Origin of the sequence: Parahaliea mediterranea, from assembly GCF_003402235.1 — a bacterium.
GTDB lineage: Bacteria > Pseudomonadota > Gammaproteobacteria > Pseudomonadales > Halieaceae > Parahaliea > Parahaliea mediterranea.
The window spans coordinates 267,985-283,101 of record NZ_QEWO01000004.1 but is presented as its reverse complement, the minus strand read 5'-3'; the positions used below and the strand labels follow the sequence as shown (position 1 = coordinate 283,101).

Below are 15,117 nucleotides of genomic sequence, written 5' to 3'. Positions count from 1 at the left end.
TCTAGCATCCTTTAAAAGATGGAGCGCCACGATAGTTTCGTGAATCTTTGCGAACCATCCCGGCTGTATTTCGTCCGTTTAAGTAAAATTAGGTCTAATAAATTTGATCTTATCATCACTCGTTAAGGTGATATGTAGTGTAGCTAAGCCCCTGTCATACGCGCACCCGTTCAGGTGAACGGTCAACATTACAATTTGCGATGGATTGAAAGCTGCTTTGGCAGTAGGCCACCTAGAATTATTCGGCAGCACGGCGCTACAAAAAGGTCCGCTTGCGGACGGTGAGGGCCAGCCCGCACGCACCTCATAGCAAGCTCCAAAAGCGGTAACCCCCTCAATTCGCCTCCGTTTCACTGAATTCGACGACGATAATTTCTTCCTCGAAGCTAAATACCAGCAGTCATTACAGATACCAATAAAAAAGGCGCTACCGAAACCGGCAGCGCCTTTTTGTTTTGCTGGTTGTTACTTCACATCGAAGCGGTCGGCGGTCATCACCTTGGTCCAGGCGGCGACGAAGTCCTGCACGAACTTCTCTTTGCTGTCGCTGGAGGCGTAGAACTCGGCAACGGCGCGCAGCTCGGAGTTAGACCCGAAGATCAGGTCAACCGGGGTTGCGCTCCACTTGGCCTTGCCGCTGTCGCGGTCTTTGCCCACGTACACGCCATCGATGGTTTCGGATTTCTCCCACACGGTGGACATGTCCACCAGGTTGACGAAGAAGTCCGTGCTTAGGGTGCCGGGCTTGTCGGTGAATACACCGTGCTCGCTGCCATCGGCGTTGGCACCCAGTACCCGCAGGCCGCCTACCAGGGCCGTCATTTCGGGCACGGTGAGGTCCAGCAGGGCGGCGCGCTCTACCAGGGCCTCGGCCGGCGGGCGGGGGAAGTCCGGCGCCAGGTAGTTGCGGAAGCCGTCGGCCTTGGGCTCAAGGACTTCAAAGGCTTCCACATCGGTCATGGCCTGGGTGGCGTCGGTGCGGCCGGGCATAAAGGGCACTTCGATCTTGTGGCCGCCCTTCCTGGCCGCTTCCTCGATGGCCGCGGCACCGCCCAGCACAATCACGTCCGCCAGGGAGACCTGGGTTTTGCCGGCCTTTTTGTTGAAGTCTTGCTGCACCTGCTCCAGCTTGGCCAGGGTGGCGGCCAGTTCCTGGGGCTGGTTAACGGCCCAGTCCTTCTGAGGTGCCAGGCGAATGCGCGCGCCGTTGGCGCCACCGCGCATGTCGGTGTCGCGGTAGGACGCGGCGGATGCCCAGGCAGTCTTGACCAGCTGCGCGGTGCTAAGGCCGGATTTCAGGATGGCAGACTTCAGCTTCTTCACGTCGCCGCTGTCGATCTGCTTGTAGTCGGCTTCGGGCACTGGGTCCTGCCACAGATAGGTTTCCTGCGGCACCCAGTCGCCCAGGTAGCGGGAGGTGGGGCCCATGTCGCGGTGGGTCAGTTTGAACCAGGCGCGGGCGTAGGCGTCCTCGAACTCCTCCGGGTTGTTCAGCCAGCGCTGGGTGATTTTGCGGTAGGCCGGGTCTTCCTTCAGCGCGAGGTCGGTGGTGAACATCATCGGCGCGTGGCGCTTGCTCTTGTCGTGGGCATCGGGAACCATGCCGGCGCCCTTGCCGTCTTTGGGCTGCCATTGCTGGGCGCCGCCGGGGCTCTTGGTGAGTTCCCACTCAAAGCCGTACAGGTTCTGCAGGTAGTTGTGGGTCCACTCGGCGGGGCTGATGGTCCAGGCGCCCTCCAGGCCGCTGGTTACCGTGTCGGCGCCCTTGCCGGTGCCGCACTTGTTGCTCCAGCCCAGGCCCTGTTCTTCGATGGAGGCCGCTTCCGGGTCGGCGCCTACACAGTCGGATGCCTTGTGTGCCCCGTGGGCTTTGCCGAAGGTGTGGCCGCCGGCAATCAGGGCGGCGGTTTCTTCGTCGTTCATGGCCATGCGGCCGAAAGCGGTGCGAATCGCCTGGGCGGCGGCCAGCGGGTCGGGGTTTTTGTGGGGGCCTTCGGGGTTCACGTAAATCAGGCCCATCTCGGTGGCGCCGAAGGGCTTGTCCAGGTTGCCCTGTTCGTCGCGGCGCTGGTCGGTCAGCCACTCGCCTTCCGGGCCCCAGTTTACTTCCTCGGGCTCCCACGCATCGGCGCGGCCAAAGGCGAAGCCGGCGGTTTTAAAGCCCATGTCGTCCATGGCCACGGTGCCGGCCAGTACGATCAGGTCGGACCAGGACAGGGCATTGCCGTATTTCTGTTTGATCGGCAGCAGTAGGCGGCGGGCTTTGTCCAGGCTGGCGTTGTCGGGCCAGGCGTTCAGCGGCGCAAAGCGCTGCATGCCGCCGTCGGAACCGCCGCGCCCGTCAATGGTGCGGTAGGTGCCGGCCGCGTGCCAGGACATGCGAATGAAGAAGGGGCCGTAGTGGCCGTAGTCCGCCGGCCACCAGTCCTGGGAGGTGCGCATCAGCGCCACCAGGTCTTTGCGCAGCGCTTTCAGGTCGAGTTCCTCAAAGGCGTCGGCGTAGTCGAAGTCGGCCCCCATCGGATCTGCCGAGCCGGCGGAGTCGCGCAGCGGCTCCAGGCTCAGGCGGTTGGGCCACCAGTAATCGTTGTCGGGCACGGCGGGCTTGTCAGCAGCCAGGGCCGTCTGGCCGATCGCACACAGGGTGGCGACGGTGATGGCCTTTCTCAGCAGTCTGGATTGTTTCATAGGATCCTCTCTCTGATCTTTGAGTCGTTACTGCGGCGCGATAACAGAGGGCGGATAAGTTCCCCCGGTTGTGTAGCACAGGCCAACTGGCCGGCACTCTCTTGTTATCGGGAAGAAGTATAGGCAGGTCGCTGTGATACAGCCCAATTGCAAATTCAGAAGCTTATGTTCTGTTTTTTGGATGTACGGCGAGGGCCGGTGATGGTGCGGGGGAGGGGTGTTAAGGGGGAAGAGAAGGAGAGAGGAAAAGGAGAGAAAAAAGCCCCGGCCTGTCAGCACTTGGCGTGACAGGCCGGGTGGCATGCAGGTTATTGCGCCTGGGCGCGTGCCCGGGCTTCCAGGCGGCGGTTGACCCACAGGGCCAGCAGGGTCCAGGCCACCGCCGAGAGCAGGTAGCCGCTCACTGCCACCAGGCCGAACTTGGCCGACAGGGAGAGGGCCAGCAGCGGGGCAAAGGCGGCGCCAAACAGCCAGGCGAAGTCGGCGGTCAGGGCCGCGCCGGTGTAGCGGTAGCGGCGCTGGAAGTTGGCGGTAACGGTGCCGTTGGCCTGGCCGTAGGACACACCCAGCAGGGCAAAGCCGATCAGGATGAATGCGTTCTGCTGCGCCGGGCTGCCGTCCATGAGCATGGGCGAGAACAGGGCGAACACACCGATCGCGGCGGCCATCAGGCCGAGGGTGGTGCGCTTGCCGATGCGGTCGGCAATCAGGCCCGAGGCCATGGTGCCGAGGATGCCGGCGCAGGCGCCCCAGATCTGGATTTCCAGTACCTTGTCGATTACCTGCGATTCGTTCAGGGCGATCCACGACAGGGGGAAGATGGTGACAATGTGGAACAGGGCGTAGCTGGCCAGGGCGACAAAGGCGCCGATGAAAATATTGCGGCCCTGCTCGCGCAGCATTTCGCGGGTGCTGATGGGCTCCAGTTCGCTCTCTTCCAGGGCGAAGGTGTATTCCTCGGTGAGCACCAGGCGCAGGCGGGCAAACAGGGCCACCACGTTAATGGCGAAGGCCACAAAGAAGGGATAGCGCCAGGCCCAGCTCAGGAAGTCCTCGCTGCTCACGCTGAGCACCAGGTAAAGGAACAGGGCATTGGCCAGCAAAAAGCCCAGCGGCGCGCCGAGCTGGCCCAGCATGGCGTACCAGTTGCGGCGCTCGGACGGGGCGTTCAGCGCCAGCAGCGAGGGCAGGCCGTCCCAGGAGCCGCCGGTGGCAAAGCCCTGCAGGGCGCGGAAGAAGGCCAGGAACACAATGGCCGCGGTGCCCAGGGTGTCGTAGCTGGGCAGGAAGGCGATGCCGGCGGTGGCGGTGCCCAGCAGGAACAGCGAGGCCGTGAGCTTGACACTGCGGCCCCAGCGGCGCTGGATGGTCATGAACAGGGCGGTGCCGAAGGGGCGCGCAATAAAGGCCAGGGCAAAAATCCAGAAGGAGTAAATTGTGCCCTCAAGCTGGCTGGCATTGGGGAAGAATACCGAGGGAAAGACCAGCACACAGGCGATGCCGAACACGAAGAAGTCGAAGTACTCGGAGGTGCGCCCAATCACCACGCCAACGGCGATTTCACCGGAGGCGAGGGGGGAGTGGCCGGCGACGGTCTCCGGGCTGGCGTGGGGGGAAGAAACGGGGTGTCCAGTCGCGTTGGCCATGGCGAGAAAATTCCGGAATTGAGACTACAATGACCTCACAGGCTACCCCCATTCCGTCGTGGGCACCATAGGACAAATTGTCCAATTCCCTCGCCGGTCACGATCCCGTAGAGTGCGCGCCACTCTTCCCACAATCCGGAATTGCGAGCGGCAATGGCAACTCCCAGAACACTCTGCAAAACACTCCTGGCATCTGTACTCGCCCTGTCTTTGGCGGGCTGCAAGTGGGTGGTAATGTCCCCGTCGGGCGACGTGGCTGCCCAGCAGGCGGACCTGATCCTGTGGTCCACCTACCTGATGCTTATCATTATTGTGCCGGTGATTCTGCTCACCCTGCTGTTTGCCTGGCGCTACCGTTCCTCCAACAAGAACGCCACCTACAAGCCCGACTGGGATCACTCTACCAAGCTGGAGCTGGTGATCTGGGCGGCGCCGCTGGCCATTATCATTGCCCTGGGCGCGCTGACCTGGGTGAGCACCCACAAGCTGGACCCCTACCGCCCGCTGGATCGCGTTGACGAAGGCGTGCCGGTGCCCGAGGGCACCCAGCCGCTGGTGGTAGAAGTGGTGGCCATGGACTGGAAATGGCTGTTCTTCTACCCGGAGCAGGGCATTGCCACCGTCAATGAACTGGCGGCGCCGGTGGATCGGCCGATCAAGTTCAAGATCACCGCCACCACCATGATGAACTCCTTCTACGTGCCGGCCCTGGCCGGGATGATCTACGCCATGGGTGGCATGGAGACCCAACTGCACGCCGTAATCAACGAAGAAGGCAGCTACGAGGGTTTCTCGGCCAACTACTCTGGCGAAGGCTTCAACAAAATGCGCTTTGAGTTTCTCGGCCAGTCCGAGGCGGACTTCGAACAGTGGGTGGCCCAGGTCAAGGCCCAGGGCAACCCCCTCAGCCGCGATGTCTACAAGGCGCTGGAGAAGCCCAGTATCGATGATCCGGTGCGCTATTACAGCGAGGTCATGCCGGGCCTCTACGACGCCATTCTCAATCGCTGCGTTGACCCTGGCCAGGTCTGCATGAAGGACCTGATGAAAAGCCACCACGCACACCACGGCGAAGGATAGGGCCAGCAAGCCCGGGCAGCACGCCCCCTAAGCTAAACCCGTTACGGCCGCCCCCGGGGCGGCCCAGTTGTCAAACCCAAGGGCGCCACAACTATGTCGTCAGCAGTACAGACCTACTCCGACACCACGTCAGCCGTCTTCGGCCGCCTGACCTGGGACTCCTTCCCCTTCCACGACCCGATCATCCTCGGCACCTTCATCATGGTGGCCGTGGGCGGCATCGCCCTGGTGGCGGCGCTGACCAAGTACAAGGTCTGGGGCTACCTGTGGAATGAGTGGTTCACCAGCATCGATCACAAGCGCATTGGCGTGATGTACATGATCCTCGGCATCATCATGCTGCTGCGCGGCTTTGCCGACGCCATCATGATGCGCCTGCACCAGGCCATGGCCTTTGGCGACAGCCTGGGTTACCTGCCGCCGCACCACTACGACCAGATATTCACCGCCCACGGTGTGATCATGATCTTCTTCGTGGCCATGCCCTTCGTGGTGGGCCTGATGAACTACATTGTGCCGCTGCAGATTGGCGCGCGCGACGTGGCCTTCCCCTTCCTGAATAACTTCAGCTTCTGGATGACCGCCTCCGGCGCGGTGCTCATCATGCTGTCTCTGTTTGTGGGGGAATTCGCCAAATCTGGCTGGCTCGCCTATCCACCGTTAACGGGGATATTACAAAGCCCCGGGGTCGGGGTGGATTACTACATCTGGGCGCTGCAGATCGCCGGCGTGGGCACGCTGCTGTCCGGGGTGAACTTTGTGGTCACCATCGTCAAAATGCGCGCCCCCGGCATGACCATGATGAAAATGCCGGTATTCACCTGGACGGCCCTGTGCACCAACATCCTGATTGTTGCCGCCTTCCCCATCCTCACCGCGGTGCTGGCCCTGCTGTCGCTGGACCGCTACATGGACTTCAACTTCTTCACCAATGATCTTGGCGGCAACGCCATGATGTATGTGAACCTGATCTGGATCTGGGGTCACCCGGAGGTGTACATCCTGATCCTGCCGATCTTTGGTGTGTTCTCCGAGATTGTCTCCACCTACAGCGGCAAGCGCCTGTTTGGCTATTCGTCCATGGTGTACGCCACCGTGGTGATCACCGTGCTGTCCTACCTGGTGTGGCTGCACCACTTCTTCACCATGGGTTCCGGCGCCACCGTGAACAGTTTCTTCGGTATCACCACGATGATTATCTCGATACCGACGGGGGCGAAGATTTTCAACTGGCTGTTCACCATGTACCGCGGCCGCATCCAGTTCGACGTACCGATGCTGTGGACAGTGGGCTTTATGGTCACCTTCGTGATCGGCGGCATGACCGGCGTGTTGCTGGCGGTGCCCCCGGCCGACTTTGTGCTGCACAACAGCCTGTTCCTGATCGCCCACTTCCACAACGTGATCATCGGCGGCGTGGTGTTCGGCGTGTTCGCCGCCATCACCTACTGGTACCCGAAAGTCACCGGCTACAAGCTGGATCCATTCTGGGGCAAGTGCTCCTTCTGGTTCTGGCTGATCGGCTTCTACGTGGCCTTCATGCCGCTGTACGCACTGGGCCTGATGGGCGTTACCCGCCGCATGAGCCACTTTGAGGATATGTCCCTGCAGATCTGGTTCCAGGTGGCGGCCTTCGGCGCGGTGCTGATTGGCCTGGGTATCCTGAGCTTCCTGATCCAGCTGTACGTGAGCTACAAGAAGCGCGATTCCCTGCGCGACGAAACCGGCGACCCCTGGAACGGCCGCACCCTGGAGTGGTCCACCTCGTCGCCGCCGCCGCAGTACAACTTCGCCTTCACCCCCCAGGTGCACGAGAACGATGCCTGGTGGCAGATGAAGCAGCACGGCTTCAAGCCGCCGCAGGAAGGCTTTATGCCCATCCACATGCCCAAGAACACAGCGGCGGGCATGGTGCTGGCCGGGCTGGCCACGGTGTTTGGCTTTGCCATGATCTGGTACGTCTGGTGGCTGGCGGCAGTGAGCTTCGGCGCGCTGATCCTCGGCGCCATCATTCACACCTTTAACTACAAGCGCGACTACTACATTCCGGTGGAAGAAGTGGCCGCGGTGGAAAACCGGCGGGCGGAGGTGCTGGCCTGATGAGTAATGCAGTAGCAACACCGGCCGCCGGCAACGGCAAGCTGGAATTTCTGGTACGCGGCGAGCATCACCCGGCCCAGGGCACTTTGCTGGGCTTCTGGATCTACCTGATGAGCGACTGCCTCATCTTTGCCTCCCTGTTCGCCACCTACGGCGTGCTGAGCCTGAACTTTGCCGGCGGCCCGTCGGGTGCAGACCTGTTCGACCTGGAACTGGTGGCCCTGAACACCGCCTTCCTGCTGATCTCTTCCATCACTTACGGCTTTGCCGTGCTGAAGATGCAGCAGAACAGCCTGCGCGGCACCATCGGCTGGCTGGCGGTGACCGGCGTGTTTGGCCTGTGCTTCCTGGCGGTTGAACTGTATGAGTTCTATCACATGATTCATGTGGGCGCCGGCCCGCAGCGCAGTGGCTTCCTGTCTGCCTTCTTCACCCTGGTGGGCACCCACGGCCTGCACGTGACCTTCGGCTGCATCTGGCTGGTGACCCTGCTGCTGCAACTGCGCAAGCACGGGCTGATCCAGGAGAACAAGCGCCGCGTTTTCTGCCTGTCCATGTTCTGGCACTTCCTGGACGTGATCTGGATTGGCGTTTTCACCTACGTCTACCTGATGGGGTCCATGGTATGAGCGAACATCACGATCATCACGACCACGCCGAAGAGGCGCCGCACAGTACCTTCAAAGGCTACATGATCGGCTTTGTCGCCTCGGTCATTCTCACTGCCATTCCCTTCTGGATGGTGATGGGCAACGTGCTGGACTCGCGCAACGCCACGGTGCTGATCATCCTAGCGTTTGCCGTGGTGCAGATTGTCGTCCACATGGTTTACTTCCTGCACATGGACTTCCAGTCCCAGGGCGGCTGGACCATGCTGTCGCTGATCTTCACCGTGGTGCTGCTGTTCATCACGTTGTTTGGTTCCCTGTGGGTGATGTACCACATGAACGTGAACATGATGCCGTCCATGATGGGAGCCTCCTGATCCACCTGTGAATGCCAACCCTCGCCCGCGCCGCCTGCTGCACAGCCTGCTTGCCCTGTGTGCGCTGGCGGCCTTTGCCGGTTTTGTTGCCCTGGGCAACTGGCAGGTGGAGCGCCGGGCATGGAAGCTTGAGCTGATCGAGCGCGTTGAAGCGCGGGTGGCCGCACCCGCCACTGCCCCGCCCGTCCGGGCCGACTGGCCCAGCGTCAGCCGCGACAGCGACGAGTACCGCCACGTGCTGCTGCGCGGCCGCTTTCTTCCCCAACTCGATACCCGCGTTGCCAGCGCTACCGAACTCGGCACCGGCTACTGGATTCTCAGCCCCCTGCAGCTAGGCGATGGCAGCACGGTGCTGGTCAATCGCGGCTTTGTGCACCAGGGCGATGAGCCCGCCCCGGTGCCCGCCGGTGAGGTGGCAGTCAGCGGCCTGTTGCGCATCAGCGAGCCCGGTGGCGGCGTGCTGCGTGACAATGTGCAGGGTGAAAACCGCTGGTATTCGCGGGACGTTGCCGCCATTGCCAAGGCCCGGGGGCTGGATGACGTGGCCCCCTACTTTGTCGACGCCGCGGCCGATACCGCCGGCAGCCCCGGCGGCGCTGGCCCAGTGGGCGGGCTGACGGTGATCCAGTTTCACAACTCCCACCTGGTGTACGCCATCACCTGGTACGGCCTTGCGTTGATGGTGGCGGGGGCGGTGGTTCTGGTGCGGCGCGAGGCGCGGCGTCGCTCGCCGTAACGCCGGCTCCAGAACAAGAACCGAGCTAGCAGGCGGAGGGCGGCAGTGGCTGGGCGCACCTGCCGGCGGCGGCGTATACTGCCCGCCGAAGGAACGCCAATGCATCATCCCCATGAATAACCCGCGTGAATAACCGCTCATGAACAAAGCCCAGGCGGCCCGCAAGCCCACCCTGCTGAACCGGGTATCGGTGACCGAGAACGACGTCACCCTCGGCGAGAACATGCAGCAGCTGGCGCAGCTGCGCTGGATGGCCGTGCTCGGCCAGTTGCTGACCATCCTCATCACCTATTTCGGTTTTGGCGTTGAGCTGCCCCTGCAGCAGATGCTGGCGGTGCTGGGGGGGCTGGTGTTGTTTAACGGCCTGAGCCTGCTGAGCCTGTCCATTCGCCGGCCGGTGTATTCCTGGGAGCTGTTTTTCGCCCTGCTGGTGGATATGGGCACGCTCACCTACCAGCTCTACCTCAGCGGCGGGGTGACCAACCCCTTTGTGTTTCTCTACATTCTGCAGGTGGGCCTGGCGGCGGTGTTGCTTGCCTCGCGCTGGGCCTGGACCCTGCTGGTGGTGGCTATAGGCTGCTTTCTCTGGCTGGCGGTGGCCGGCCAGCCCCTGGCCCTGCCGCAGGATCACTACATGGGCCTGTTCAGCGTGTACGTGCAGGGCATGCTGATCTGCTTCGTGCTGAACGCCGTGTTGCTGCTGATTTTCATCCACCGCATTACCCACAGCCGCCGCGAGCGCGACGCCCGCCTGGCGGAGCTGCGCCAGCGCGCGGCGGAAGAGGAACACATCGTGCGCATGGGCCTGCTGGCCTCTGGCGCGGCCCATGAACTGGGCACGCCGCTGGCCACCATTGCCGTGATTCTCGGGGACTGGCGCTACATGCCGGCCTTTACCTCCGACCCGGACCTGTACCAGGAAATCCAGGAAATGCAGGCCCAGGTGCAGCGCTGCAAGGGGATTGTCAGCGACATCCTGCTCAGCGCCGGTGAAACCCGGGGTGAGTCGTCGGAGGAAACCACCGTCTGCGAATTTCTGGATGATCTGGTGGCCGAATGGCAGGCCAGCCGGCCGGTGACCCACCTGAACTTCGACAACCACTTTGGTGAAGACCTCGACATTGCCTCGGACTCGGTACTGAAACAAACCCTGACTAACCTGCTGGACAATGCCCTGGAAGCCTCCCCCGACTGGGTGGGGCTTGAGGCGGCGCGCGAGGGCGATACACTGCTGATTGTGGTGCGCGACCGCGGGCCGGGCTTTTCCCGGGATATGCTGGAGCGCCTGGGGCGTCCCTACCAGTCCACCAAGGGGCGCGCCGGCGGTGGTGTGGGGCTGTTTCTGGTGGTGAATGTGGCGCGCACCCTGGGCGGCGACCTCACCGCCCGCAACAACCCCCAGGGCGGGGCCGAGGTGACCCTGAGCCTGCCGCTGGCCGCGCTGGAACTGGAAGAAGACTGAACCGCCCAGACAATAACAAGCAAGCAAGGAGTCCAACGTGGCTGAGGTAGAGCCCGGCACCACTGAACGCACACTGATACTGATTGAGGACGACGCCGCCTTTGCCCGTACCCTGGGCCGCTCCTTCGAGCGCCGGGGTTACACCGTGCTCACCGCCAGCAGCCTGGACACGGCCCTGCCCCTGCTGGCCAATCACCAGCCCGGCTACGCGGTGGTGGATCTCAAACTGGAGGGGGAGGCCTCGGGCCTGGCCTGCGTCAAGGCCCTGCACAAGCACGACCCGGACATGCTGATTGTGGTGCTCACCGGCTACGCCAGCATTGCCACCGCCGTGGAGGCGGTGAAGCTGGGGGCCTGCCACTACCTGGCCAAACCCTCCAACACCGACGACATCGAGGCCGCCTTCCACACCGCCGAGGGCAATACCGAAGTGGCCATCACCGGCCGTTCCACCTCCATCAAAACCCTGGAATGGGAGCGTATTCACCAGACCCTGGCGGAGACCGACTTCAACATCTCCGAAACAGCGCGCCGGCTCGGCATGCACCGGCGCACCCTGGCCAGGAAGCTCGCCAAGCAGCAGGTGAAATAGCGCGCCGTCGCTGGGCAAGCAGGGTGGCTACCGGGCGGTAGCTGGTTTCACCCTGTGCGGGCGGGGCGTTGCCGAAGTATTGGCGCAGTGCGTCGTAGCCGCCAAAGCGCTGTCCGCTGGTTAACGTCTGCGGCGCGGTGGTGCCTGTTTCATTGCCTGAGCGGATGCCTGGCCGGGCGCGTCAGGCCAGGGTGGCGTCTTCGCGCCGCCGCGACCAGCGCATGCAGGCAAAACTGGCAGCGGCGCAGGCAGCAATGCAGATCACTACACTCAGCAGGGATTCTGGCAGCAGGTTACTGAGGGCAGACGCTGCGCCCCCCAGCCCGAACTGGGCGGTGCCCATCACGGCGGCAGCGGAGGCGGCGCTGCGCGGGAAGTATTCCAGATAGCAGGCCTGGATGTTCGGGCTGATGGCCCCCAGGGTGCCGGCATAGAGCATCATGGCGGGCAGAAAGCCGAATACCGGCCAGTCCAGCACCGCGGCCAGCAGCAGAAGAACAGCGGCAACCGCCTGCACCTGGGTGGCCACGTAACTGATGGGGCGCGGAGACAGGCGATTCAGCAGCAGCCGGTTGAGCAGCACGCAGGCAAACATCGCAAAGATATTGCAGGCAAACAGCAGGGTGAACATGCCGCGCGACTGCTGGAAATGGCCCTGGTAGATGTAGGACGCATAGGTGACAAACAGAATCAGCCCACCGAAGGAGGCCGTCTGCCACAGGATGTAGGGCAGGGCGCTGGGGGTTTTGATAACGCCAGCGTAGCGCGCCACAAACCCGATACCATCTGCCGGTGGCCGGGGTTTGCGTGGCCCCCTAAACACGGTGACCATCAGCAGCGGCAGCATGGCCAGGGCATAGGCGCCCAGGTAGACAAAGATCAGCCCCCAACTGCCCGCCTCCAGAATGGCCGCGCCGATGGCGGGGGCAATGGCCGGCGCCACAATGGACACCATGCCGATCATGGAAAACAGCTTGGCCGCCTGCACGCCCTGCACCTGGTCGCGCACAATGGCGGGAATGGAAACGCCAATCCAGCCGCCACCCACGGACTGCACAAAGCGGCCCGCGAGCAACTGCTGCAGCGAGTCCACCTGCGACAGGTAAAAGGCCGCCAGGGCGAAAACCCACAGCCCGGTGACCAGCACCCGCCGCCGCCCGTAGCGATCGGAGAAGGCGCCGCCACTCAGCTGGCCAACAGCGAAACCCAGCATGTAGATGGAAATACTCAGCGAAACCTGGTGAATGGTAACGCCCAGGCTGTCTGCAATGAGGGGGAAGGCCGGCAGGTAGGTGTCGATGGCGAAGGGGCCCAGCATCATGGTAAAGCCCAGTACAAACACAACCGAAGCGGGAATGGTGGCCTTGTCGTGCATGCTGTTCCTTTCCTTTGGGCGGGTGGTGCGGCGGGGTGTAGATTGTAGCGACTTGCCGTGACTTATCCGAGGACACAGCACATGCACAAATCACAACGCCTGTGGTGGGTGGCCTTGTGGCTGGGTGCCTGTGCGTATTTTGGCTCGTCCGGCTCCTGCCGATTCGGTCGCCGCTTATTTTGCCATTTGTGGGGAATCGCTGCCCCGGCACGGGGCAGCGGAGGGTGGGGCTCAGGCGCGCAGGTCGAAACGGTCCGCGTCCATTACCTTGGTCCAGGCGGCTACGAAGTCTTCAACAAACTTCGCCTGGGCGTCGTCCTGGGCGTACAGCTCGGCGTAGGCGCGCAGGATGGCGTTGGAGCCAAACACCAGGTCGAGGCGGGTGGCGGTCCATTTCACCGCGCCGCTGTTGCGGTCGCAGATGTCGTAGAGCCCTTCCCCGGCGGGCTTCCAGCTGTTGCCCATGTCGGTCAGGTTGACGAAGAAGTCATTGCTGAGCGTGCCAACGCGCTCAGTGAACACGCCGTGCTGGCTACCGCCATGGTTGGTGCCAAGCACCCGCATGCCGCCCACCAGCACTGTCATCTCTGGTGCGGTGAGGCCCATCAGCTGGGTGCGGTCCAGCATCAGCTCCTCCGGCTTGACCGCGTAGTCCCGCTTCAGCCAGTTGCGATAGCCATCGTGGATGGGCTCCAGCACGTCGAAGGAGTCGGCGTCGGTCATCGCGTCGGTGGCGTCGCCGCGGCCGGGTGAAAAGGGCACCGTGATGCTGTGCCCCGCCGCCTTGGCGGCCTGCTCGATACCGACATTGCCCCCCAGCACAATGACATCCGCCACCGAGGCGTCGCTGTCGGCGGCTATGCCCTCCAGCACGCCCAGCACCCTGGCCAGGCGCTCGGGTTCGTTGCCTTCCCAGTCCTTCTGCGGTGCCAGGCGAATACGCGCGCCATTGGCGCCGCCGCGCATATCGGAGCCGCGGAAGGTGCGGGCGCTGTCCCAGGCGGTGCACACCAGGTCGCTCACAGACAGGCCGCTATCGGCGATTTTCGCCTTCACCGCCGCCACATCGTAGTTGCTGTTGCCGGTGGGCACCGGGTCCTGCCAGATCAGGTCTTCCTGGGGCACTTCCGGGCCGATGTAGCGCACCTTGGGGCCCATGTCGCGGTGGGTCAGCTTGAACCAGGCGCGAGCGAAGGTTTCTGAAAAGTAGTCCTGGTCGGCGGCGAAGCGCTCGATAATCTTGCGGTAGGCCGGGTCTTCCTTCATCGCCATGTCGGCATCGGTCATGATCGGCATGCAGCGAATGGACGGGTCTTCCACATCCACCGGCATGTCTTCCTCGCGGATATTCACCGGTTGCCACTGCCAGGCGCCGGCGGGGCTCTTCTTCAGCTCCCAGTCGTAGCCCAGCAGCAGTTTGAAGTAGCCGTTGTCCCACTGGGTGGGGTGGGTGGTCCAGGCGCCTTCAATGCCGCTGGTGATGGCGTCGCGGCCCACGCCCTTGCCCGTGGGGTTGTGCCAGCCCATGCCCTGTTCTTCCACACCCGCCGCTTCCGGCGCGGGGCCCAGCAGTTCGGCGTCGCCGTTGCCGTGGGCCTTGCCGATGGTGTGGCCGCCGGCGGTCAGGGCCGCGGTTTCTTCGTCGTCCATTGCCATGCGGGCAAAGGTGTCGCGCACGTCCTGGGCGGTTTTCAGCGGGTCGGGGTTGCCGTCTACCCCTTCCGGGTTCACGTAAATCAGGCCCATCATCACCGCCGCCAGCGGGTTCTCCAGCTCGCGGTCGCCAGAATAGCGGCTGTTGGCGTTGTCGCTGGGGGCCAGCCATTCCCGCTCGGAGCCCCAGTAGGTGTCCTTCTCGGGGTGCCAGATGTCCTCGCGGCCAAAGCCGAAGCCGAAGGTCTTAAGGCCCACGGATTCGTAGGCGATGTTGCCGGCGAGGATGATCAGGTCCGCCCAGCTGATTTTGTTGCCGTACTTTTTCTTGATCGGCCACAGCAGGCGGCGGGCCTTGTCCAGGCTGACGTTGTCCGGCCAGGAGTTGAGCGGCGCAAAGCGCTGGTTGCCGGTGCCGCCGCCCCCGCGGCCATCGGCCAGGCGATAGCTGCCGGCTGCGTGCCAGGCCATGCGCACCATCAGGCCGGCGTAGCTGCCCCAGTCGGCGGGCCACCAGGGCTGGCTGTCGTGCATCAGGGCGTGCAGGTCGGCTTTCAGGGCATCCACATCCAGCGTTTTCAGCGCTTCGCGGTAGTTGAAGTCGGCACCCAGCGGGTCTGTCTTGCGATCGTGCTGGTGCAGAATGTCGAGGTTGAGGGCCTCGGGCCACCAGTCGGTGTTGGATGTGCCGGCGGAAGTCATGGAACCGTGCATGACCGGGCATTTGCCGGAGGAAGTGGATGGCTTGTTGTCCATGGTGATCTCCTGTCTGCTTGCGGGATGCGGCCTTGTGTTGGAGT

General features: G+C 63.2%; 11 protein-coding genes. 7 read left to right on the top strand and 4 right to left on the bottom strand.

Features of this window, described 5'->3' with window-relative positions:
• Positions 1–465: 465 nt before the first annotated feature.
• Positions 466–2,688, bottom strand: a complete 2,223-nt coding sequence (katG, locus tag DDZ17_RS13585) for a catalase/peroxidase HPI (protein ID WP_116367497.1) — start codon at positions 2,686–2,688, stop codon at positions 466–468.
• A gap of 308 nt (positions 2,689–2,996) precedes the next feature.
• Positions 2,997–4,334: an MFS transporter gene (locus DDZ17_RS13580; RefSeq protein ID WP_116367496.1), complete on the bottom strand. Its 1,338-nt coding sequence runs from the start codon at positions 4,332–4,334 to the stop codon at positions 2,997–2,999.
• Between the two features lie 153 nt (positions 4,335–4,487).
• On the opposite strand from DDZ17_RS13580, the gene cyoA reads away from it, so the two are divergent.
• The 7 genes from cyoA (at position 4,488) to DDZ17_RS13545 (ending at position 11,289) form a co-directional block, all read left to right on the top strand.
• Entirely contained in the window at positions 4,488–5,414 is a 927-nt protein-coding gene (gene cyoA / locus DDZ17_RS13575; RefSeq protein ID WP_116367495.1) for a ubiquinol oxidase subunit II, read from the top strand.
• A 93-nt stretch (positions 5,415–5,507) separates the two neighbouring features.
• Positions 5,508–7,514, top strand: coding sequence for a cytochrome o ubiquinol oxidase subunit I (gene cyoB, locus DDZ17_RS13570; protein ID WP_116367494.1), 2,007 nt, complete (start codon positions 5,508–5,510; stop codon positions 7,512–7,514).
• Positions 7,514–8,143 (top strand): cytochrome o ubiquinol oxidase subunit III, encoded by a 630-nt coding sequence (gene cyoC, locus DDZ17_RS13565; RefSeq protein WP_116367493.1) that lies wholly within the window; start codon positions 7,514–7,516, stop codon positions 8,141–8,143. Before cyoB ends, cyoC begins: the two co-directional genes overlap by 1 nt.
• Positions 8,140–8,499 (top strand): cytochrome o ubiquinol oxidase subunit IV, encoded by a 360-nt coding sequence (gene cyoD, locus DDZ17_RS13560; RefSeq protein WP_116367492.1) that lies wholly within the window; start codon positions 8,140–8,142, stop codon positions 8,497–8,499. The genes cyoC and cyoD overlap by 4 nt, the downstream gene beginning before the upstream one ends.
• Positions 8,500–8,506: 7 nt before the next feature.
• Positions 8,507–9,235 (top strand): SURF1 family protein, encoded by a 729-nt coding sequence (locus DDZ17_RS13555; protein ID WP_241505890.1) that lies wholly within the window; start codon positions 8,507–8,509, stop codon positions 9,233–9,235.
• Positions 9,236–9,374: 139 nt separating this feature from the next.
• Complete coding sequence (locus DDZ17_RS13550; RefSeq protein ID WP_116367491.1) at positions 9,375–10,697, top strand: ATP-binding protein; 1,323 nt, start codon at positions 9,375–9,377, stop codon at positions 10,695–10,697.
• 37 nt (positions 10,698–10,734) lie between these two features.
• Positions 10,735–11,289: a response regulator transcription factor gene (locus DDZ17_RS13545; protein ID WP_116367490.1), complete on the top strand. Its 555-nt coding sequence runs from the start codon at positions 10,735–10,737 to the stop codon at positions 11,287–11,289.
• Positions 11,290–11,470: 181 nt separating this feature from the next.
• Here DDZ17_RS13545 and DDZ17_RS13540 read toward each other — a convergent pair whose 3' ends face one another.
• The gene (locus tag DDZ17_RS13540; protein WP_116367489.1) at positions 11,471–12,664 is read right to left on the bottom strand and encodes a Bcr/CflA family efflux MFS transporter; all 1,194 of its coding nucleotides are present in this window, start codon (positions 12,662–12,664) and stop codon (positions 11,471–11,473) included.
• A 231-nt stretch (positions 12,665–12,895) separates the two neighbouring features.
• Positions 12,896–15,073 carry a catalase/peroxidase HPI gene (katG, locus tag DDZ17_RS13535; RefSeq protein ID WP_116367488.1) on the bottom strand — a complete coding sequence of 726 codons (2,178 nt, stop codon included), beginning with the start codon at positions 15,071–15,073 and terminating at the stop codon, positions 12,896–12,898.
• Positions 15,074–15,117: the final 44 nt, after the last annotated feature.